The organism is Mesorhizobium sp. P2_E7 (assembly GCF_056403855.1).
Window position 1 is genome coordinate 317,822 of the sequence record NZ_JBFUER010000001.1, and the last position, 20,608, is coordinate 338,429.

The following is a 20,608-nucleotide window of genomic DNA, read 5'->3' on the forward strand; positions in this document are numbered from 1 at the left end:
ACGCATGTTTCCTGGAATTGCTTTGCACCTTGCACCCTTTGTTAACGGTGAAGTGGAGATTTGTGGAAACGATCGAGGCAGATACCGCTCAATTCTTCGAGTCGGTGCAAGAGTGACTCATCACGGCGCGGGGTGAAATTTTTCGTCGCGGAGACCATCGCCTTACCAGGGCTCAATGCTGATGGAACAAGGGAGGATGCCTATGGGACCTGTTCATCATGAGCTGGCTGGCGAGCCGACTTTTGCGCCCATGATCCAGATCGACATGGAAATCAAAGCTTTCGTCTCCGCCTGGAGACACTGCGATTATGCCTCGACATACATGGCCCGGATGATCAGTCAAAACAGGTCAGACTCGGTCCGGCATTCAAATCTCTTTTCCTCTGCCCTCAACGAATTGCTGGAAGTCGCCTTTCGTACGCGCCATGCCGGTGGTGAACTGGCATGCAGGGTGTCCCGCCATGGCGCGACGGACAGGATCGAACTGACGTTCCCATGCGTGCCAGAGGAGCGCGAATTCTATGAAGAAGCCGTGTCACGCGTCGCAGGAACAGAGGCCAGGGAGCGATACCTCAATTCGGTGTCTGGGGATCTCGCGCCCAGCCGGGAGGTCGTGCTCCTGGAACTGGCTGTCGACTACAACGCGGTACTCAGGGTGGAGGAAGCCGATGGTGATGCAATCAAGCTTGTCGTGGATCTCCCGCTTGAGGGCCTGCAACATTGAGCCCTTACGACCTCCTCCCGCGCTTCAAGGCGCAATATGACGCCAACAACCAGGAGTTCTCCATATCCGGGGTGGTCCGGCCTCAGGCAATCGATGAGCTTGGGCCCAGCATAGCATTGCTCCGCGATGCGATCGGCCGTGTGCGCGGCGTTCTCTACGTCAATGTCAGACGCCTGACGCAGATGAACAACGCCGCGTTTCACGCCTTTTCGAGGATCCTCATCGACGCCTGCCGCGCTCGGCCCGATCTCAAATTCGTCGTCATCACGTCAAGCGTCGTCGGATGGACCTCGCGAAAATTCGGTCGCTTGAGCGGAATCGAGCCGAACATCACGGTCGAGGAGTATGACAGCGAATTCTATCCGGGACAGGGCTTCCTCGAGGAAGGCGGTTTCGTTCCGATCCTGCGTTCACAGACGAAGATGACCTGGCGCCACGAGCGCGCAATCTTGCCGCGACACGGCATGAGGCAGGGGATCGTCATGGCTGACATCTGTTGCGGGATCGGCGATTTCGCCGTGCTCGTGCAGAAGGAGTTCCAGCCATCGCGGATCGTCGCCCTCGACCACTCCATATCGAGCCTGAACTATGCTCGACAGGTGATGCGGGAGTTCGATATCCGGGGCATCGAATATACCTATGGCGATGCGTCGGAGATGCTGCTCGACGAAGCGCAGTTCGACCTGGTGACCTGCCGGCATTCCCTTCAGATATTCAATCGGCCTGAACTCATCCTCAAGGAGCTCTACCGCATATGCAAGCCGGGCGGGCGGGTCTACATCACCAACGAGAAGAATTCGCATTGCCTCGGCGAGCCGCGCGCCGAAAGCATCCGTTGGACCTATAACGAGGTGGCGAAGCTGTTCGGGCATTTCGAGATGGACGTCGAGCTTGGGCCCAAGAGCCGGCGATATCTGATGGAAGCAGGATTCGAAGACATCCGTGTGGAGACCTTCATGGTCACTAACCTGGACGGCGATCCGCAGGATTTCGCCGATGTCATCGCGGCATGGGCGGATGTCTATGCGGGCGAGATGGCGACCAGGCGCGGCGATGGACCTGAGTTCGTCTCACAGTTCCGGCAGGGTTTCGAGGACCACATTTTCGCTGCGCTCCACCCCAAAGGTTATGCGGGTTGGCCGATCTGGGTCGCATCGGGGCGACGGCCGCAATGAAAGCCGACAATGAGCCTACACCGCGCTTCGGCCTGCGCTCCTTTCGAGCGAAATTCGTGTTGGTCGTTGGCGGCGCCGTCCTGTTCGACCTCCTGCTGAGCGGTGGCCTGGCCCTTTGGAACGTTCAGAAGCTGTCGCGGGACGCAACATCGGAAGTCGGTGAGGGCCTGACGACCGCAAACCAGGAATACATTCGTTCCTATGCCGAATCGACAGCGTTGAGCGTTGATCTGCTGCTCGATCGGGTTCACGGCGACGTCAAGGCGCTGGCTGGAGTACTGCAGGCCCAGATCAACGAACCGACGAGGCAGCAAGAGGTCGGAGCGACGCTTTCGCATGAAGCGCCCGGCTCCGTGAAGGTCGTCTACGACGCGCACGGCGATTGGGCGCAGAACCTGCCGGGCGCGCCTTCCGTGGTCAGTGTCTGGGGCTACCTGCTGGGCGCCGACCACGCTCCGCTGCCGGGAGTTCAGAAGGAAATAGAAGACAGTACCGTGATCGATCTCGTCGCGCCGACTCTCATGGCCAGCGGATCGTCCAAACTGCAAATGTACTATATTGGTCCAAAAGAACGGCCGATCTTCAGGACGGTGCCGTATACGAACCAGGCGCAGACCTTCGACAAGCTCTATCCGGGCCACAACAAGGCAGAGTTCTGGGAGTTCTTCTTTCCGGGAATCTATGGCTCATGGCAGCAATGGGCCAGGGATTCGGCCTCGCGTCCTGTCCCTGACGATATCACCCAGACAGCGCCTTACACCGATGCAATCACGGGAAAGCTGATCGTCAGCTTTTTCCACCCGCTGTGGACGCGCGATCGCACCGGTATCGCAGGTACGGCCGGGGCCGACATCACTCTCGATCAGCTCGCGGAAGTCGTCGAACGGGTGAAGATCGCTGAAACCGGGTTCGGCTTCCTCACCATGTCGACTGGCAATGTGGTGGCGATCAATCCGTCGGGCCAGGCGATCATCGGCCTGACTTCATCGAGCGACGCGGGCACACAGGGCGTCACCGGCCTGGAGCGGTCCCTGCGGGGAAGTACGCAGCCGGCTATCGCGTCGCTGCCTCTCGGCCAGAACAATGACGGTGTCATTCAGCATATCATGCTCGACAACAAGGGCGAACGCGTACCCTACATTGTTGTCCTCAAGCGACTGAAGCCTACCAATCTGTGGAGTTCGGGACCGATCAAGTCCGAAACGATGTCGGTCGGGATCGTCGTTCCCGAACGGGAGATCTATGCGTCCCTGTTTGCCGCGCAGAAGAGTATTTCGCGCGCAACCAATCGTATCCTGCTCTTTCAGATCGGTGCGATCATCGTTTCGCTTCTGATTGTTTTCGCGGCCGTGCTCGGAATTTCGAAGCGGATCACCGCGGGCCTCAGGGCGCTTGCCAGTGCCGCCCAGCGGCTCCAGACCAAGGACTATTCAGTCCGCGTCAGCATTCCGACGCGCGACGAGGTTGGAGCCGCTGGCATCGCTTTCAACCGCATGGCCGAGCAGATCAGCTTCCACACGGAAAACCTCGAGCAACTCGTCGACGAACGAACCAGAGAGCTGGGCGACGCCAATCAGGAGATTTCCGCTCTCAACGAAAAGCTGCAGGACGAGAACGTCCGCCTCGGCGCCGAGCTCGCGGTTGCCAAGCAGATCCAGTTGATGGTCCTGCCGAAACCATTCGAACTCGAAGCGATTCCGGGGCTGGAGATCGCAGCCTACATGCGGCCGGCCGACGAGGTCGGCGGTGACTATTACGACGTCCTGCAGAACGGATCGCGGATCAAGATCGGCATCGGCGACGTGACCGGTCATGGTCTCGAGAGCGGCGTGCTGATGCTGATGGTCCAATCCGTCGCACGCGCGCTGCAGGAGACCGACGAAGCGGATCCGCATGAGTTTTTGGATCGGCTGAACAGAGCGATCTACAAGAACATCGAGCGGACGAACACCGGCAAGCATCTCTCGCTGGCCTTTCTTGACTTCGAAGATGAGCGGGTAACGCTATCCGGCCAGCATGAGGACGTTCTCGTCGTGCGTGCGGACGGGGAGGTCGAACGCATCGATACGCTTGATCTGGGTATGCCGGTTGGTCTGGAGAATGACATCTCGAAGTTCATCGATACCCGTGACATCCTGTTCGAGAGTGGCGACGTGATCGTGCTGCACACCGACGGTGTGACCGAGGCGGAGGATCAGGACAAAATGCTATTCGGGTTCGAGCGCCTCTGCCAGAGTGCAAAAAAACGTTACGGCGGGAGCGCCGAGGACATCAAGACCGGGATCATCGAGGATCTGATGGCCCATATCGGAGTCCAGAAGATCCATGACGACATCACCCTCGTGATCATAAGGCACACATAGCAATGACGACGCTGTTCGGTACCCCTGACATTGCAATCGGGATGAAGGAGAGCGTCAGTCGCGTTCGGTTGTTCGACGGACCTCTCGACTTGAGTTGGCGTCATTGTGCCACGACCTCGGACTTCATCGCCGATCTTTTCGCGTTGCGCTTCCGGTCGTCCCGCAATGACTACATCGAAGTGCGGCACAGCATCGGATATCTGGTCAACGAGCTCATCGAGAACGCCGTCAAGTTTCGCGCACCGGGCGAGATCGTGATCGAGGCGTCGATGGATTCGGAGTGCTTCAAGCTCAAGGTGTCGAATGACGTCGATGGCAAAAACGCCTCCGAGTTCAAGAACCTCTTGGCGGACATCACGGTTGGCGACCCCAGAGACCTGCTGATACAGCGAATTGAAGCGAATGCCGCGAGCCCCGACGTGTCACGCTCCGGACTCGGATTGCTGACGTTGATGAGCGACTATGGCGCACGACTGGCCTGGATATTCAGCTCCGCCGACGAAAGCGATCGGATTTGCCTGGAAACCTACGCCTCCATTCCGATCTCGCAAACGCACAACTAGAAGAAACGAAGCCAGGTCATGGAAATCAAGACAGACGACTACCGAGTGTGGAACGAAGGAAGCGATATTTTCTTCGACGGCGCTATGCGGCTTGCCAGTTCCGAGGCCGGTGCGCCCATCACGGCTTTGGCGACCAGTGTTCTTGCCTCAAATCCCCCTTCCATTACACTCAATCTGAAGGACCTTCACTTTCTCAACTCTTCTGGCATCAACCTGCTGGCGAAATTTACCATCGAGGTACGCAAGCATCCCGATGTTCGACTCGTCGTGCGTGGAACGCCCGACATACCCTGGCAATCGAAATCACTGCCGAACCTGAAGAAGCTGCACCCCACCCTGGTGCTTTTGATGGACTAAGGCCTGTTGGTCTTCAGGTGAAGACCAACAGGCCTAACTGGGTCGTCTAAATTGGCCAAGGGACTGCGTGGGCCAGCGGCAATCTCGGGTAGCATCGGCCAGTCGGTGCGAGAGCGCCGCACCGGGAGCGAGATATGTACGCCAGGATAAGTATCTGGATGCGAAGCTAACGACATTCCGGCCTCGTCCGTAGATGTTTGCGATAGTCCGGCGGGGGCTCGGCACAGGCGGCAGGCGTCCAGATAGCTGGTGTGTCGCCGCCTGTGCCGACAACGCCCCCCGCTACGCGGTCAAAGGTGTCCGTCATTGAGTAAGCGTAGCAAGGTCAATGGCGGCCGGCTGGAGTTCATTCCGCCGCAGATCCCGACTCTGGTCAAGCAACCGCCCGAAGATGAGGGATGGGTTCATGAGGTCAAGTTAGACGGCTACAGGACGCAACTCATCATCGATCAAGGCGGCGTGCGTCTTTTCAATAAGAACGGCCATGACTGGACGGCAAAATACTGGCCAATCGCGCTGGCAGTCGAGCTGCCATGCAGGGCCGCCATTCTCGACGGCGAGGTCATTGTAGCCGGTGAGCAGGGCGCTGCCGATTACCCTGCGCTGGAAGCCGCGATCTGGAATGAGCCGAGCCGGCTGGTGTTCGTGGCGTTCGACATCCTCCATCTCGATGGTCGCGATCTTGCCTCCTTGCCCCTGCTGCAGCGCAAGCACGCGCTGTGGCAACTGGTTGAGCCGGGCGCCGGCAAGATCCGGTACAGCGAGCATTTCGACGGCGATGCGCTGGCGATCCTTCGCGCCATCGACAAGATGGGGCTTGAGGGCATCATCTCGAAGCGCGCCGACAGCCGCTACCGGAGCGGACAATCGACCACATGGCTGAAGGCCAGATATTTCGAGGAAGGTGATTTCCGAATTGCCGGCCGTCATTCGCCAGCCTGGCACGGCTCCAATGGCCCTGGTGGCCACGCATGACGGCGAGGACGGTAGATCGGCAGCGCTGATTGCAGCTCAGACAGCCAGTCAGTTAGCCCTTGTTGTCCACACTCGCGTTCGCGGCGGCCGATACCAGCTGGATCGCGGGCCGCTCGCCGGGCGCGCCGCTTTTGGCGACGACGACCCGGTCGCGTCCTTCGCCCTTGGCTTCGTAGAGCGCATGATCGGCGGCATTGGTGATTTCCGCCCAGCCCGCGCCATGCTCGGGGTAGGCGGCAACCCCGAACGAGACCGTCACCGTGCCCAGCGTGCGGCCGCGATGCGTCAGATGAAGCTGCCTGATTGCCTGGCGCAGCGCTTCGGCCCGCACGGCGCCTTCCTCGAGCGAGCATCCCGGCATGGCGATGGCGAATTCCTCCCCGCCGTAGCGCGAGACGACATCGCTGTCTCTGGCGTGCTCGATCAATGTTGCGGCGACCTGCTTCAAGACGAGGTCGCCCGCTTCGTGCCCGAACGTGTCATTGAACCGCTTGAAATGATCGACGTCGAGCATGAGGATCGTCAACGGCTGGGCCGAGCGCTCCATCCGGCGCAGTTCGCGGCTGCTCGTTTCCTCGAGATAGCGCCGGTTGAACAGACCGGTGTTCGGATCGCGGATCGATTGCTGCCGCAACGTCTCGCGCAGGCGCAGATTGGCCAGCGCCAACGCCAGCGTGTCGACGACGCCGCGCAGGATCTGCTGCCGCTCAGCCAGCCATTGCGGCTTCTCGACGGCGTTCGGTTCGCACAGATGCAGGATGCCCAGCGTCTCGCCTTGCGCCGCCAGCGGCATGCAGACGTAGCCCTTCTTGCCATTCTCGGTGATATGGGCGCAGCGCGGTGTCAGCAGGCCCGGGCCGGCGACATGCTCCTGGCCGCGCCGCAGCGCCCAGCAGTCCTCCGGCGCAAATTGCGTGGCGCTCGACCGGACGTCGCCCCAATGCGCCATCTCCTCGACCAGATTGCGCGAGGCGCTGGTCAAATGCACGGTTCCGCTCAAGCCGCCGAGGAACTCGGTCATGGCCGTGCCGACCACTGAAAAAGCTTCGGGGAAGGTCACGCAGGCCTGCAGCAACTCACCAAGCTTGACCAGGCGGGTGGTGGTTTCCGACTTCTCGTGCAGTTCGCGGTTAAGCACCGCCAGCTGATCGGCGCGCTCGTTGACGACCCCTTCGGCGCGGCGCAACTCGCTGATGTCGTTGAGGGTGAGGACCAGGCCGCCGTCGGATCGGCTGAGCGGACTGCAGCTGGCGATGACCGGCAGATGAGATCCATCGGATTTGGTCAGGCGCACCTCGCCCTGATGCTGGCGGCCGGTGGCCAAGGCCATTTCGATCGGTGAAGCACCGGCTGCGAAGGCGCCACCTCTCTGGTCGCGCACCGTCAGCACCGCATCCCATTGCTGCCCGACGATCTTGTCGGCGCGGCGCCCGATCATCGTTGCAGCCGCCGGATTGGCGCTGGCGATGCGGCCGTCGCTGTCCAGCACCGCGATGCCTTCGGCCGCGGTCTCGACGATATCCTCGATATGCGCCCGCGCCGACGCAAGCTGGTCCGCCATCGTGTTGAACCCGTCGGCCAGCTGGCCGAATTCATCCTTGCGGGCATGGCTGATGCGGGTCATGGCATTGCCCTTCGCCAGCGCTTCCATGCCGCCCATCATATCCTTGAGGCCGGAGCCGAAACGGCTGAGCAGCATCCACGCAAATCCGGCCGCGACCAGCACGGCCGCCGCCGCGCTAAGACCAACCAGCCAGAGCAGCCCGTTGGTGCGCTGTTCGGCGGCGTTCAGCACGGGATCGTATTCCAGAAGCACGGCGCCGACGATCGTCTCCTCGGCCTGTTCGATCGGCACGGCCAGTATGGCGTTCTGTTCGTTCGGATCGACGAACCTGCGCGGGATGCCGTCTTGCAGCGTCTGGCCGACTTCGTTGCCAGGGTCGTGGTCGAATGTTTCGCCGGCTTTGTGCTCCTCGTCGGCGGCGTGGGCGATGATGAGCTTGTTGCGGTCGACGACGACGAAATCCCGCTGGGAGCGCCGGTGCTGCTGCTCCAGGAACTGCTTGAGCGCCTCGGGCTGCTCGAGCAGCGAACGCGCCCCTGCGGACGGTTTGAAGACGATGGTGTCGGCCAGTTCACGCGCGACATTTGTCGCTTCGGTCAGTCCAAGATATCTGGTCGCCGCGATCTGCGTGAATATGGCGACGCCGCCGACCAACCCGATCAAGGCCGCGGCGCTTACCATGCTGAGGATGATCTGGCTTCTAATGCGCATGATACGAATCCACCGAGGATACCGGCATCCTATGCGCTGGATCGAGCCTCAATTTCATTGTCTGTGTTTATTACCAAATGCTTATCAACGTGCTAACGGCGAGCCCGAACCTTGTCCCGTCGAACGCAATCAAAGACTGGCGACTGACGGCTTGTAGCCGATGGCATGGCGAGGCTGCTCCTACCCGAAGCAGCTTGTCCGTGGGACTACGGCAGCCTTGCCGGCTGTGGAAAATCCAGCACCTGCGCCACCGGTCGTGTATACTGGGCCGCAACGATCGCCTCGATCAACAGGTCGAGCGCCGCACGGGCCTCGCTGCTCGTTTCGTCGTCGCCGCGCAGATAGTGGCAGGCCCGCTCCAGATGCAGCCGGGCGGCGGCAAAGTCGCTTTTCATGAGCTTCTCCTTATTGCCCGCCGTGCGCCGAACATGTGCGACTCGCCTTACCCGTAAGCAAAGATCCCCAGCTGCATTTGAATCGAATTGTCCTGACTTCGCCGGAGGTGCTGGATGGGGAGAGACCCGAGCAACTTGGCTGCAGCCGTTGTTCCGGCAGGAAGAGATCGCAGCTTCCGACGCCTTGCTTCAAAATCTCTCCGGATTGGTTATCCTCGGCGTCGTAGAGGTTGTGATGAGCTTCAGCACAAAACCCCTTGTCGAGGTCACCTGGCCCCATTTCGCTGCACTGGTCGAACGCCACAACGGCGTCTGGGGCGGCTGCTGGTGCATGGCCTTCCACGCCCCGCCTGTCGGCGCGGCGGGAAACCGTGCGGCCAAGGAGGCGCTGGTGCGTGAAGGCCGCGCCCACGCCGCATTGGTCTTCGACGGCGCGGCCTGTGTGGGCTGGTGCCAATTCGGGCCGACCGTCGAACTGCCGCGCATAAAGCACCGGCGCGCCTATGAGGAAGGGCTGACGAGCCTACCGGACTGGCGCATCACCTGCTTTTTCTCCGACAAGGCCTATCGCGGCAAAGGCGTGGCGGCGGCAGCACTTGCCGGCGCGCTTGCCGAGATCGCCCGGCTCGGCGGCGGCACGGTGGAAAGCTATCCCGAAGACGCCGAGGGGCGCTCGGTTGCCGGCGCCTTCCTGCACAATGGCACGCTGGCAATGTTCGAGGCTCAGGGATTTACGCGCAGCCGCAAGATCGGCAAGCACCGTTGGGTAGTCGAAAGGAATGTCAGGCCGGATGGCCATTGACGGCCGATTTCCTACACCTCAAGCGCAAGGAACAGCGCTACTTGCCTTCGAAGAAGGCGTGGATCGCGGCTTCCAGCGTCTCGATGAGGTCGGCATTGCGGGTGCTGCCGGCCCAGATCAAGGCATTGAGCCGCATGTCCTTGTTGAGGAAGTTCACCTTCCTCGTTTCCAGCAGATATTGCACCACGTCATAGTGGCGCCCCTTGATCGCCTCGATGAGCGCGCTGTTGCGGCCGGTCTTGTCGGCCGCATTGACGTCGGCACCGTGTTCGACGAGCAGCCTGACGATATCCAGATGCCCGGTCCTTGCCGCCTCGATCAAGGCCGTGCGGCCATAATAGTCGGCGCGCGCGTCGATATCGATGTCGGGATGCTTGATCAGCGCCGTTATGGCGGCGTGGTGTCCCTTGGCCGCGGCGAGGCTGAGCGGCGTGCTCTTCCACTTGTTCCTGGAATTCACGTCGATCTGCGGATGCGAAATCAGTTCTTCGAGCACCGGGCCTCGGGCGTTGTGGGCGGCCAGATGCAACGCCGACCAGCCGCCCTCATCCGTCTGGTTGATGTCAGCCCCGGCCACCAGCTCGGCGCGGAGGGTCTCGATGTCGCCTTTCTCCGCCGCACCCAACAGGGTCGACCAGCCTCTCGCGTCCTCGGCTTCCAGGCCCACTGCAGCTGCCTCCGTGAACAGACTTGGCAAGGATCGTACGCCGGCCTGGCCGGCGTACGGCATCTTCGGCCGGAAGCCTTTCATAATCGCATGCATGGGGCAAACAGATTTCCGCGCTGCCAGCGCGGAAATCTGGGACCTCAAGCCGCTTGCAGCCGCTCCCGGCCGGGCTGCGGCGGGAAGGCGATGGCGATGCCGGCCGCACCCAGGCCGACCAGCGCCGAACCGATGAACAGCCAGGAATAGCTGGCATAGGCGTCGAAGATCATGCCGCCGGCGAGCGGCCCGAACGACATGCCGAGGCTGGACAACAGGGTTGCGGCGCCAAGCACCGTGCCGATGATGCGCGGCCCGAAATAGTCGCGTGCCAGCACGGCATAGAGCGGCATGACGCCGCCATAGGTGGCGCCGAAGATGATGGCCAGGAGATAGAACTGCTCGAGATTGCCGACGGCGAGATAGGCGGCAATCACCACCGCCTGGATGGCGAGGCCCGTAATCAGCACCGGCTTGGCGCCCAGCCTGTCGCCAAGCACGCCGTAGAGCACGCGCCCGCCAAGGCCGGCAAGGCCCTCGACGCTGTAGATCGACACGGCGGCCATGGGTGCTACGCCGCACGACATGGCATAGCTCACCATGTGGAAGATCGGCCCGGAATGCGCGGCACAGCAGGCGAAGAAGGTCATGCCCAGCACCAGGAATTGCGGCGAGCGCAGCGCTTGGCCGACGCTAAAGCCGGGATCGTCCGCGGCAGGCGCCGGTGCGCTGCCATCCGATGCCGCGACCGCCATTGATGGCTGGCGCACCAGGAAGACGGCCGGCAAAAGCAGCACCCAGGCCATGATGCCGATGTCGAACATCGCCGTGCGCCAGTCATAGGCGGTGATCAGCCAGCGCGCGAAGGGCGAGATGGTCATCGGCGCTACGCCCATGCCGGCCGAGACCAGCGACACGGCAAGGCTGCGATGGGTGTCGAACCAGGCGGTGGTAAGCGCGATCATCGGCGCGAAGAAGGCGCTGGCCGCCAGCCCGACGATGACGCCGTAGCTCAGCTGGAAGACGATGAGCGAATTGGCGCGGCTCGCCACCACCAGCGACAGGCCGAGCAGCACAGCACCCGCAAAGACGACGGGGCGGGCGCCGACGCGGTCATAAATGGCGCCCCAGGCGAAACCGCCGGCGCCCATCACCAGGAAATTCAGGGTCATGGCAGTGGAAATACCGGTCCGCGACCAGTTGGTGTCGAGCGCCATCGGCTCGAGAAAGATCGCCAGCGAAAACATCGCGCCGAGCGCGACACAGGTCATCAGCGCGCCAGCCGCGACGATGACCCAACGATAGGAATTACCCATGGTCTTCTCCCGAAATCGGTTCGATGCGGGCGCGACTACTTCCAGCTCCGTTGCGCCGCTTGCGTCCGAAGGACGTTGGCGGGATTTCGAATCCGACAATCCGGTTGCATTTTTTATCCAGATTTTTTGGCGGCGCTGCGCACTATCTCCCCCTTTGTGGGGGAGAAAGCGATTTCAACATCTTAGCCGTAGGCTAAGTGTTAGAAATCGCAAGAGAGGGGATTTTCAAGCGCCATGTGCCAATAGGCAGGCGCTGCGGAACAGGCAACTCGAAGGCTTGAAGTTCAAGCGGCAAGTGCCGCTGCCAGCCGCATTGACCAACTCACCGCCTCTTCTAGATTGACTCCTTCAAACAGGAGATATCGCTCATGGAGCTCCACCGCGGCCGCCTAATCGACCACATCCAGCTGGTGGTCAGGGACCTCAAAGCAAGCCGGCGCTTCTATGAAGCCGTCTTCAAGGTGCTCGGTGTTCCGATCGGCGGCGAGGCCGAGGACTATTTCTGGGCCGACGAATTGTTCATCTCCAGCCTCGATAGCCGGGCGGCGAGGGGCCAACTGACCGGGCGCCATCATCTGGCCTTCCAGGCCAGGGACAACGCGATGGTCGATGCCTTCTACAAAGCAGGCCTCGATGCCGGCGGCGCCGACAATGGTAGGCCCGGCGAGCGGCACTATCATCCCGGCTACTACGCCGCCTTCCTGCTCGACCCCGACGGCAACAACATCGAGGCGGTGTTTCACGGGCAGGCAAAGCGCAGTGCTGCCTCAGTTGAGATCAATTTCTAAGCAATCCCAAGGAAACCGCAAAGCGGGTTTCCGCCTGCAAGAACAAGGAGTTGGAGCGGTTCACCGATTCAATCGTTGAACCGCTTCCGATCAGGCCGGCGCGTAGCGGTTGACCACCATGCCGCAGGCATAGGCTTTCGAGCCGAGCACGCGCAATTGCCGGAAGCCGCCGAGGTCGAAAATCCGCTCGCCGTCGCCGAGCGCGGCCGGGTTGATGAACAGCTGGATTTCGTCGACCAGCCCCGCCGCAATCAGCGCCGAGGCAAATCCGGCGCCGCCGAACACCGCCATGTCGCCGCCACCTTGAGTTTTTAGCGCCTTGACCTCGCGCGGCAGGTCGCCGCTGGCAAGCGTGGTGCGTTCCCAGCGCGATGCCGCGAGCTTGTCACTCAACACCACCTTGCGCGCTTCGACGATGCGCTGGGCAAAGGCATAGAAGGGATCGCGCGGAAAGTTTTTCGCCGCATTGCCCCAATGGGTGAGGTAACCCTCTTCGGCCATCTTGCGGCTGAGCAGGATGGTGTCGATGCCGGCGAACACGGCGTTGAAATCCTGCTTCAAGTCGTCGTCCCACGGGCAGTTGTTGCCCCATTCCCAGAGCTGCCAGTGCTCGCCGCCGGCCGCACCGACAAAACCGTCGACCGACAGCTGCATCTGCAGGATCAGCTTTCTCATCGTCTCTCTCCTCGTTCGATCTGTCTATGCGGCCAGGTCATGCGTCTGGGCAAATTCCTGCGCCCAGCGCTCGAAGGTCGTTGGCGTGGTGTTGCGCGGCGATGCCTGTTCCAGCGCCCAGCGTTCACCCTTGTTGAAGCTCGTCGCCGTCTCGATCAGCGCATCGGCAAAACTGGCCGACATGCGGTTGCCTGTCATGCCGGCCTTGGCGTCGGCATAGGGCACGGCCTGGTAGGACACCTCGCGGCCGAGTGCCTTGCCGAGGATAGTTGTGGCTTCGGTCAGCGTGTAGTGGCCGCCGCCCTGCAATTCGATGACGCGCTCTGTTGGAAACGCCTCGGCAGCAAGCAGGGCGGCGGCGCGCTGGCCGATGTCCCTTGCCGCGATCAATGGCATCGGCAGGTCGCCGCGGAACGGGGTGGCGAAGACGCCCGACGCCGACTGTTCGACAAAACCCATGCCCTTGACGAAATTCTCCATGAAGAACGAGGCGCGCAGATGCACCAGTTCGTCGAGGCCGAGCGCATTGAGGCGGTCCTCCATCAGGGCGGCACCCAGCGAAGTCCCCATCTTGAGATGGGCGTTGAGACCGCTCAGAAGCACCACTCGGCGCACACCGGACCCCGCGATTGCCGTCGCCAGCCGGCCGCCGACTTCGTGCTCGAAGCGGTGGAGATCCGGCGTCTGGACGTCGAACGGGATCATGACATAGGCGCTGTCGGCGCCGGAGAAGGCGGCTGCAAGTGCGCCTGCGTCGTCCAGCGCAACGCCGAGGCTGCGCGCCACGCGGCGCACGGTGTGGCCCTGCCGCGCCAACGTCGTGGCGGCCTCGGCGCCAACGTCGCTGGTGGCGCCGACAATAACGATGGTTCTGGCAGTGCGGTCGGAACGGTGCATGGCATGTCTCCCTTTTGAAATGTCGGTTGGTAAATTGCTTTACTTTTGGAACCATTGACATGGCGAAAAAATGATGTCAATAGTAAAGTGATTTAAAAACGGAACCATAGAAATGTCGACCAGGGAAAGATCCGGTTGCCCCATTAGCCTGTCGCTTGAGCTGCTCGGCGACCGCTGGACGCTGCTGATCGTTCGCGACCTGGTTTTTGCGGGAAAGAAGCACTTCCGGGAGTTTTTGTTGTCAGGCGAAGGCATCTCGTCGCGCACGCTGGCCGAGCGGCTGCAGACCTTGCAGGACGAGGGCATTGTCACCAAAAGCGACGACCCCACGCACAAGCTCAAGGCAATCTACCGGCTGACCGAGGCCGGCATCGACCTGCTGCCGGTGCTGGCGACGCTCGGCGCCTGGGGCAGCAAATACCGCAAGGCCGATAATGAGATGGCGAGAATTGCGGTCGAACTGGCCGCAGGCGGCGAGGCGGCACTGGAGCAAATGAAGAAGAAGCTGCGCGCCGAGCATATCGGCTAGGACGCAACGCCAGCGTCCTTTTCGTGATGGTGGTTGGGTTACGTCGACACGACGTCGCCCAGCTCATCCATCCCAACCCGCAAATCGCTGTGGCCTCAGCCACGTCTGCTTCGGATTGCCATCGCCCGAGAGCACAGCCTCTGCCAGCCAGCGCGCGGTGGCGGGGGCGGCATGCATGCCGATCGAGCCCATGCCGCCATGCACATACAGTCCCTCGATCGAAGTGCGGCCGGCGACCGGCAGCCCGTCCGACAGCATCGGGCGGTTGCCGGGATAGACATTCGTCACCCGGGGCGAGCCGAGACCGGGCAGCATGCGCAGCGTGCGTGCCGCGATGCGGGCGGCCATATCGGTGTTGCGCACCAGATCGCGAAAGGCCGGCTGCACTGACGCGCCGAGCCTGGCGTCGCCGCCGCGCATCGGATTGAGGCAGATCGCTTCCACCGCCGGCTGGTCGTCGCGCTGCGAAGCGACATCGGCAAGCCCAGACAGGCTCATGCGCCGCCCGAGTTCCTCCTGGTCCGGCCATGTCAGCTCCTCGACGATCCACGGCAGCTCGAAATCGAGCTTGCCGAGCTGGATCAGCCAACCGCGGCCGGCGGTGAAAGGCAGCCCGGGCAACGGCCCGTCGCCGACCGTGCGCCGGAGCAGATCGGACATCCACAGGCCATTGGCGATGAAGACGAGATCGGCCGGGATGATGCCCTGGTCGGTCAGCACGCCCTCGACCTTGCCGTTGCGGGAAAAAATCTGGGCGACGCGCAGGCCGGTGCGGATCTTGGCGCCCGCCTCGCGCGCGGCGTGCGCGAAGGCATGGGTCGCGCCCATCGGCTCCAGCGTCCAGGCACGGCCGACATGGTAGCCGCCGGCCACCTGGAAGCCGATGCGCTTGTGATCGCGTGCCAGCTCAGCCCCGCTGATCCTGTCCATCGTGACCCCGGCGACGCGGTAGCGCTCGGCGATATCGGCCGCCGCCTTAAAACTTTGCTCGTCTTCCGAGATCAAGAGATGGCCGATCCTGGCGAATTCGAACGGCACCGGGCCGGCGGCAAGCTCCTCATAGATCGCGGCGCAGGCGTCGAGCATCTCGACCACCTCCGGCTGCGGACCGCTGAGCAAGGTGCCGGTGTTGCGCCCTGAGGATTCGGCTGCGATCAGGGTCTGCTCCAGGATGACCGTCTTGACGCCTTTGGAGGCCAGTTCCCAAGCCAGCGTGCAGCCGGCAATGCCGCCGCCGATGACGATAGCATCCACCGGGGTGCCAATGGCGGAAGCGGTTTGCGGCACGATCTCCTCCATATGAATCTCGTATACGAGTATACGAGATTCATATATTCGCGCAAGCTCATGTTTGCTAGTGTAAGGTGGTCGTTGTGGTCGGCGTTGCCGTTTACCTCTCCCGTGAAGAACTGGGGAGCGAGCGCCGGGGCAGGAGCTTTGGCCTTCTCTGCGTCACAATCTGGGAGTGTACGCGTACGGATGAAGAGCCAATGGCCTGGCTTTCGAACGTCCAGCGCCGGCAGGCGGATGAAGGGCAGCGCCCATGACGTTGGCGGCATGAGCCGCTGAAGCTGGCAGGAGGGATCGTATGGGTGGGTTTGCCGAAATGCAGCGGCCGCAGACGGTGGCCGAACAGGTCGCCAATGTGCTGCGCGAGGCGATCGCCGACGGCAGCCTGGCGGACGGCACCGTGCTGCGCCAGGACGATCTTGCACTGCGCTTCGGCTTCAGCCGCATGCCGATCCGCGACGCGTTACGCCAACTCGAGGCCGAAGGCATCGTCCAGATCCACCCGACCAAGGGCGCGCATGTCGCCCGCATGGACGCCACCGAGATCAGGGAGATCTTTGCATTGCGCGACCTGCTTGAAAGCCAGGCGCTCAACCTGTCTGTCCCAACGCTTGGCAGTGAAAAGCTCGACGAGGCCGCGCAGGTGCTCGCCCGCATCGACGCCGAGCCGGATGTCGCCCGGTGGGGCGTGCTGAACCGGACCTTCCATCTGGCGCTCTACAGCGCCTGCGGCAACGCCCGGCTGCTCGCCCTGATCGAAGCGCACCACAATGCCGCCGACCGTTATGTCCGCATGCTCCTGTCCAGCCTCGACTATCGCGGCGTCTCGCAGGCCGAACACCGCGAACTGCTCGCCGCCTGCCGCAAGCGCGACACGGCGGAAGCCGTGCGCCTGCTGAAGAAACATCTCTGCGATGGCATGGAGACGCTGGCCAAGGCGGGGATATTGCGGAACGGGTGACTTGTCCCGCCCGCGCCTGTGCGCATAGCCTCAGCCAGGCCAGCGGGAGGAGAATCGCTTGGACACGACTGTCGTCATTGTCGGTGCCGGCCCGGCCGGCCTGGCGGTCGGGGCCTGCCTGAAGCGGGCAGGGGTGGATTTCGCCATCCTCGAAAAAGCCGGGGAGGTGGCGCCCGCCTGGCGACGTCACTACCGGCGGCTGCACCTGCATACGGTGAAGTCGTTCTCCTCGCTGCCGTTCCTGCCATTTCCGAGGGACTATCCGCGCTACGTGCCGCGCGAACTGGTGGTTCGTTACCTCGACGACTACGCACGGAAATTCGATCTGCGTCCGCGCTTCGGGGTGACGGTGAAAGCCATTCGCCGCGACGACAGCGGTTTTCTGGTCGAGACCGGATCGGAGAACCTGACAGCGCGCCATGTCGTCATCGCCAGCGGCAACAATGCCGAGCCGATCATTCCTAGGCTCCCCGCCATCGAGGCCTTCAAGGGCGAAGTTCTGCATAGCGCCGACTATACGCAGGCTGCTCCTTACACCGGCCGCTCGGTGCTGATCGTCGGCATGGGCAACACCGGCGCCGAGATCGCGCTGGATCTTGCCGAAAGCGGCGCCAAGCCCACCATTTCGGTGCGCAAGGGCGTCCACATCGTGCCGCGCCAGCTGTTCGGCGTGCCGATCCAGATGGTCGGCATCGCCAGCCGGCCAATGCCGCAGGCGCTGAACGACTGGATGTTCCCGATCATCCTCGATTTCGCCCTGGGCAAACTCGAAAAGTACGGCATCGTGCGGCCGAAACAGGGCATCCTGCAGCAGATAGACGAAGTCGGGCGCATCCCGGTCATCGATGTCGGCACGGTCGACGCCATCACCAAAGGCGCCATCAAGATCGCGCCAGACATAGCGCGCTTCACCGAGCACGGCGCGCTATTCGCCGACGGCAGGCAGGAAGCGTTCGACGCCGTCATCCTCGCCACCGGCTACCGCCCCGGCTACGAAAAATTCCTGCCGGCGGAACTGCAGCCGGAACGCAGCGGCGTCAACGCCCGCTCCTCGCAACTCGGCCTCTATCTCGTCGGCTTCTACAATCCGGTCACCGGCCTGCTCAGGGAAATCGGCAGGGAGGCGAAGGCGGTGGCGGCTGACATTGCGCGGCGGGTCTGAAAGGAACTCTGCCGCTGAAGCTGCTGATCTCCCCCCTTGCGGGGGAGATGCCCGGTAGGGCAGAGGGGGGTGCTGTCCCTCCGGCCTGTCAAAGTATCGGTCACGCCCCGGCTCGCGGTGGGGCGGACAAACTCGAACGCCGGCGTTCCTTCACACCCCCCTCTGGCCTGCCGGCCATCTCCCCCGCAAGGGGGGAGATTAGCTATCCTACATCCCCCTCATTCAGCAGCCATTGCCGCACGGCTTGCGTCGGCTCGGGGTGGCGCTGCTTGCGTGGCATCACGACATAAAAATCCTGCGTGCCGCGCATTTCCGCGCGCAGCGGTTGCACCAGCCGGCCGGCGGCAATGTCGGCGGCGACGAGGAAGCGGCTGGCCAGCGCGATGCCTTGGCCGGCAATGGCGGCGTCGATCGCCAGGCCGGTCTGGTTGAAGCGCATGCGTTTGGCCTCTGTGGCCATCTTCAGGCCGAGCGCTTTCTCCATGAACTCCGGCCACAGATTGTGCGCGTCGTGCAGCAGCACGTGATGCTGGATGTCGGACGGCGCGATCTCGTTGGCGCCGGCCGGCAGCAGGGCAGGGCTGCAGATGGCCACGATCTGCTGGGGAAACAACAGGTCCACCATCAGTCCGGCGCCGAAGGGCGGGCGTCCTTGCCTCACCGCAATGTCGACACCGTCGGCCTGAAAGCTCGACAGGCTTTCACTGGCGAGAATCCTGAGGTCGACGAGCGGATTGTGCGCGACGAACTCCGGCAGTTTCGGGATCAGCCATTTGGTGGCAAAGCTGGGCGTGACGCTGATCGTCAGCCGCGCCGGTTCGGGGCGCAGCAGCAAGGTGGCCTCCGAGATCAGATCGAAGGCGCGGCGGATGTTCGGCACATAGGCGCGGCCTTCGTCGGTCAGCGCCAGGCCGCGCGGCAGGCGCTCGAACAGTTTTGCGCCGAGATCGGCTTCCAGCCCGCGTATATGCTGCGCCACCGCCCCTTGCGTCACGTTCAGCTCCTCGGCGGCGATGCGGAAGTTGAGGTGGCGCGCGGCGGCCTCGAAGGCGCGCAGCGCATTCAACGGCGGCAGGCTGAGGAAGGCTTCGGGCATGCAGTAGTTTTTCTACAGCTTGATTTCAGGCTTTCTGGTTCGAACCAGATGACAAAACCGCTTATAGCATTGGTTGGACATCGGAAACATGGGCGTTGGGAGCCCCGCCAACCGCGAAGGAAAATCGAGATGAGTGTAGAAAAAGTGGCAGTGGTCGTGGCCGGCGGCAGCGGCATGGGTGCGGCGGCGGCAAAGCGCCTGGCGGCGGATGGCTTCAAGGTTGCGATCCTGTCGTCCTCCGGCAAGGGCGAGGCGCTGGCCAAGGAGCTTGGCGGCCTCGGCGTCACCGGCTCCAACCAGTCGAATGACGATCTGCAGCGCCTAGTCGACCTGACGATCGAGCGCTACGGCCGCATCGACGTGCTCGTCAATAGCGGTGGCCACGGGCCGCGCGCACCGATCCTCGAGATCACGGATGAGCAGTGGCACACCGGTATGGATGTCTATCTGCTCAACGTCATCCGGCCGGTGCGCATCGTGGCGCCGCAGATGGTCAAGCAGAAGGCCGGCGCCATCATCAACATCTCGACCGCCTGGGTGGTCGAGCCGAGCCCGATGTTCCCGACGTCCGCCGTGTTCCGCGCCGGCCTTGCCGCCTACACCAAGATCTTCGCCAACACCTACGCCGCCGACAATGTGCGCATGAACAACGTGCTGCCCGGCTGGATCGACAGCCTGCCGGCCACCGAGGAGCGCCGCGACTCGGTGCCGATGCAGCGCTACGGCACCTCGGAAGAGATCGCCGCGACCATCGCCTTCCTCGCGTCCGAGGGTGCCGGCTACATCACTGGCCAGAACATCCGCGTCGACGGCGGCATCATCTGCGCCATCTGATCAAAGATGGTCAAAGCGTGATCGCCAGATCGCAAAAGATCGCGATCAAACAAGGGGATAGGGCGGCAGCCTGAATCTGTTTGCGACGACGCTCTATTTCCCGGTCACCAGATTGAAGACCAGCTGCCGCAGATTGCCGCCGGGACCGAATTCGACCTTGTCGAAGTCCCGGCTGGCCTGCCGCTGCGCCAGTGAGATCTGGGCAAGCTGCCTGGTCAGCTCCGTCCTGATTTTGCTGCAGCCGGGGTCGTCGGCGACAGTCAGGCCGACGCTTATCGCTTCGATCTTGTGCACCATCTCGACGATTGCCTCGCCATGCACCTTTTCATGGGCGGCGAGCCCGGCGGCGAAGATCTCCCAGCTCTTCTGCACGGCAGGAGACAGCGATGCGGCCGGCTTGGGCAAGGTGTAGGTGATGATGAGTTTCGGCCGCGCTGATCGCAGCACGCAGGCGCCGCCTTGCGGCTTGTAGTCCCTTGTCCAGGTCAGCTTGAAATTGGTGTGCGCAATGACCCGGCCTTTGCCGAGCAACGGGCCTGCTTCGCCGATCGAGGCATAGAGCTCGGGGCCGCTCTGGCCTGAAATGGCGTAGGTCTCGACCTTCTCGACCGGCTTCCAGTCGGCGCGTGCGGGCGAGGCGAGCAGCGAAGCCGCCAGCAGGACGAACAAAACGACTGGTTTCATGCTGATGTCAAAAGGCTGCCAAGGATTGTGCCCTTCGCTCTAGC

Annotated in this window: 21 protein-coding genes; 12 read left to right on the top strand and 9 right to left on the bottom strand. The window is 62.6% G+C overall.

What is annotated here, in order from left to right:
* Positions 1-202 precede the first annotated feature (202 nt).
* From AC1DYC_RS01605 to AC1DYC_RS01630, 6 genes are all read left to right on the top strand, one after another.
* Positions 203-724 (top strand): ubiquinone biosynthesis methyltransferase UbiE, encoded by a 522-nt coding sequence (locus AC1DYC_RS01605; RefSeq protein WP_477403397.1) that lies wholly within the window; start codon positions 203-205, stop codon positions 722-724.
* Entirely contained in the window at positions 721-1,899 is a 1,179-nt protein-coding gene (locus AC1DYC_RS01610) for a methyltransferase domain-containing protein (RefSeq protein WP_436259315.1), read from the top strand. The genes AC1DYC_RS01605 and AC1DYC_RS01610 overlap by 4 nt, the downstream gene beginning before the upstream one ends.
* Positions 1,896-4,262, top strand: a complete 2,367-nt coding sequence (locus AC1DYC_RS01615) for a SpoIIE family protein phosphatase (RefSeq protein ID WP_477408118.1) — start codon at positions 1,896-1,898, stop codon at positions 4,260-4,262. The genes AC1DYC_RS01610 and AC1DYC_RS01615 overlap by 4 nt, the downstream gene beginning before the upstream one ends.
* A 2-nt stretch (positions 4,263-4,264) precedes the next feature.
* Positions 4,265-4,825, top strand: coding sequence for a slr1658 superfamily regulator (locus tag AC1DYC_RS01620; protein WP_162712409.1), 561 nt, complete (start codon positions 4,265-4,267; stop codon positions 4,823-4,825).
* An 18-nt stretch (positions 4,826-4,843) separates the two neighbouring features.
* Positions 4,844-5,182 carry a slr1659 superfamily regulator gene (locus tag AC1DYC_RS01625; RefSeq protein WP_477307673.1) on the top strand — a complete coding sequence of 113 codons (339 nt, stop codon included), beginning with the start codon at positions 4,844-4,846 and terminating at the stop codon, positions 5,180-5,182.
* A gap of 306 nt (positions 5,183-5,488) precedes the next feature.
* Positions 5,489-6,157, top strand: a complete 669-nt coding sequence (locus AC1DYC_RS01630) for an ATP-dependent DNA ligase (protein WP_477403398.1) — start codon at positions 5,489-5,491, stop codon at positions 6,155-6,157.
* A 52-nt stretch (positions 6,158-6,209) separates the two neighbouring features.
* Here the strand turns inward: AC1DYC_RS01630 and AC1DYC_RS01635 are convergent, their stop codons facing one another.
* Entirely contained in the window at positions 6,210-8,432 is a 2,223-nt protein-coding gene (locus AC1DYC_RS01635) for a sensor domain-containing diguanylate cyclase (RefSeq protein ID WP_477403400.1), read from the bottom strand.
* 206 nt (positions 8,433-8,638) lie between these two features.
* The gene (locus AC1DYC_RS01640; protein WP_477403402.1) at positions 8,639-8,827 is read right to left on the bottom strand and encodes a hypothetical protein; all 189 of its coding nucleotides are present in this window, start codon (positions 8,825-8,827) and stop codon (positions 8,639-8,641) included.
* 235 nt (positions 8,828-9,062) lie between these two features.
* On the opposite strand from AC1DYC_RS01640, the gene AC1DYC_RS01645 reads away from it, so the two are divergent.
* A complete protein-coding gene (locus AC1DYC_RS01645; protein WP_477403404.1) occupies positions 9,063-9,629 on the top strand; it encodes a hypothetical protein in 567 nt (188 codons plus the stop codon).
* A gap of 37 nt (positions 9,630-9,666) precedes the next feature.
* Here the strand turns inward: AC1DYC_RS01645 and AC1DYC_RS01650 are convergent, their stop codons facing one another.
* Positions 9,667-10,296 (bottom strand): ankyrin repeat domain-containing protein, encoded by a 630-nt coding sequence (locus AC1DYC_RS01650; protein WP_477403406.1) that lies wholly within the window; start codon positions 10,294-10,296, stop codon positions 9,667-9,669.
* 140 nt (positions 10,297-10,436) lie between these two features.
* Positions 10,437-11,648 (bottom strand): MFS transporter, encoded by a 1,212-nt coding sequence (locus AC1DYC_RS01655; protein WP_477403408.1) that lies wholly within the window; start codon positions 11,646-11,648, stop codon positions 10,437-10,439.
* A 359-nt stretch (positions 11,649-12,007) separates the two neighbouring features.
* Here AC1DYC_RS01655 and AC1DYC_RS01660 point away from each other — a divergent pair, with 359 nt between their 5' ends.
* Complete coding sequence (locus AC1DYC_RS01660) at positions 12,008-12,436, top strand: VOC family protein (protein ID WP_477408120.1); 429 nt, start codon at positions 12,008-12,010, stop codon at positions 12,434-12,436.
* Between the two features lie 90 nt (positions 12,437-12,526).
* On the opposite strand, the gene AC1DYC_RS01665 is transcribed toward AC1DYC_RS01660, so the two are convergent.
* Positions 12,527-13,111: a dihydrofolate reductase family protein gene (locus AC1DYC_RS01665; RefSeq protein WP_477403410.1), complete on the bottom strand. Its 585-nt coding sequence runs from the start codon at positions 13,109-13,111 to the stop codon at positions 12,527-12,529.
* A 24-nt stretch (positions 13,112-13,135) separates the two neighbouring features.
* Complete coding sequence (locus tag AC1DYC_RS01670; RefSeq protein ID WP_477403412.1) at positions 13,136-14,008, bottom strand: NmrA family NAD(P)-binding protein; 873 nt, start codon at positions 14,006-14,008, stop codon at positions 13,136-13,138.
* A gap of 112 nt (positions 14,009-14,120) precedes the next feature.
* Here AC1DYC_RS01670 and AC1DYC_RS01675 point away from each other — a divergent pair, with 112 nt between their 5' ends.
* Complete coding sequence (locus AC1DYC_RS01675) at positions 14,121-14,537, top strand: winged helix-turn-helix transcriptional regulator (RefSeq protein WP_477403414.1); 417 nt, start codon at positions 14,121-14,123, stop codon at positions 14,535-14,537.
* 63 nt (positions 14,538-14,600) lie between these two features.
* Here the strand turns inward: AC1DYC_RS01675 and AC1DYC_RS01680 are convergent, their stop codons facing one another.
* Positions 14,601-15,836, bottom strand: a complete 1,236-nt coding sequence (locus tag AC1DYC_RS01680) for an NAD(P)/FAD-dependent oxidoreductase (protein WP_477403416.1) — start codon at positions 15,834-15,836, stop codon at positions 14,601-14,603.
* Between the two features lie 289 nt (positions 15,837-16,125).
* Here AC1DYC_RS01680 and AC1DYC_RS01685 point away from each other — a divergent pair, with 289 nt between their 5' ends.
* Together AC1DYC_RS01685 and AC1DYC_RS01690 are read left to right on the top strand one after the other, a co-directional pair.
* Positions 16,126-16,788 (top strand): GntR family transcriptional regulator, encoded by a 663-nt coding sequence (locus AC1DYC_RS01685; protein ID WP_477403418.1) that lies wholly within the window; start codon positions 16,126-16,128, stop codon positions 16,786-16,788.
* 58 nt (positions 16,789-16,846) lie between these two features.
* Entirely contained in the window at positions 16,847-17,950 is a 1,104-nt protein-coding gene (locus tag AC1DYC_RS01690) for a flavin-containing monooxygenase (protein WP_477403420.1), read from the top strand.
* A gap of 202 nt (positions 17,951-18,152) precedes the next feature.
* On the opposite strand, the gene gcvA is transcribed toward AC1DYC_RS01690, so the two are convergent.
* Positions 18,153-19,046 (bottom strand): transcriptional regulator GcvA, encoded by an 894-nt coding sequence (gcvA, locus tag AC1DYC_RS01695; protein WP_477403422.1) that lies wholly within the window; start codon positions 19,044-19,046, stop codon positions 18,153-18,155.
* Positions 19,047-19,175: 129 nt separating this feature from the next.
* Here gcvA and AC1DYC_RS01700 point away from each other — a divergent pair, with 129 nt between their 5' ends.
* Positions 19,176-19,880 (top strand): SDR family oxidoreductase, encoded by a 705-nt coding sequence (locus AC1DYC_RS01700; protein WP_477403424.1) that lies wholly within the window; start codon positions 19,176-19,178, stop codon positions 19,878-19,880.
* Positions 19,881-19,973: 93 nt separating this feature from the next.
* On the opposite strand, the gene AC1DYC_RS01705 is transcribed toward AC1DYC_RS01700, so the two are convergent.
* Positions 19,974-20,564, bottom strand: a complete 591-nt coding sequence (locus AC1DYC_RS01705; RefSeq protein WP_477403426.1) for a DUF922 domain-containing Zn-dependent protease — start codon at positions 20,562-20,564, stop codon at positions 19,974-19,976.
* Positions 20,565-20,608: the final 44 nt, after the last annotated feature.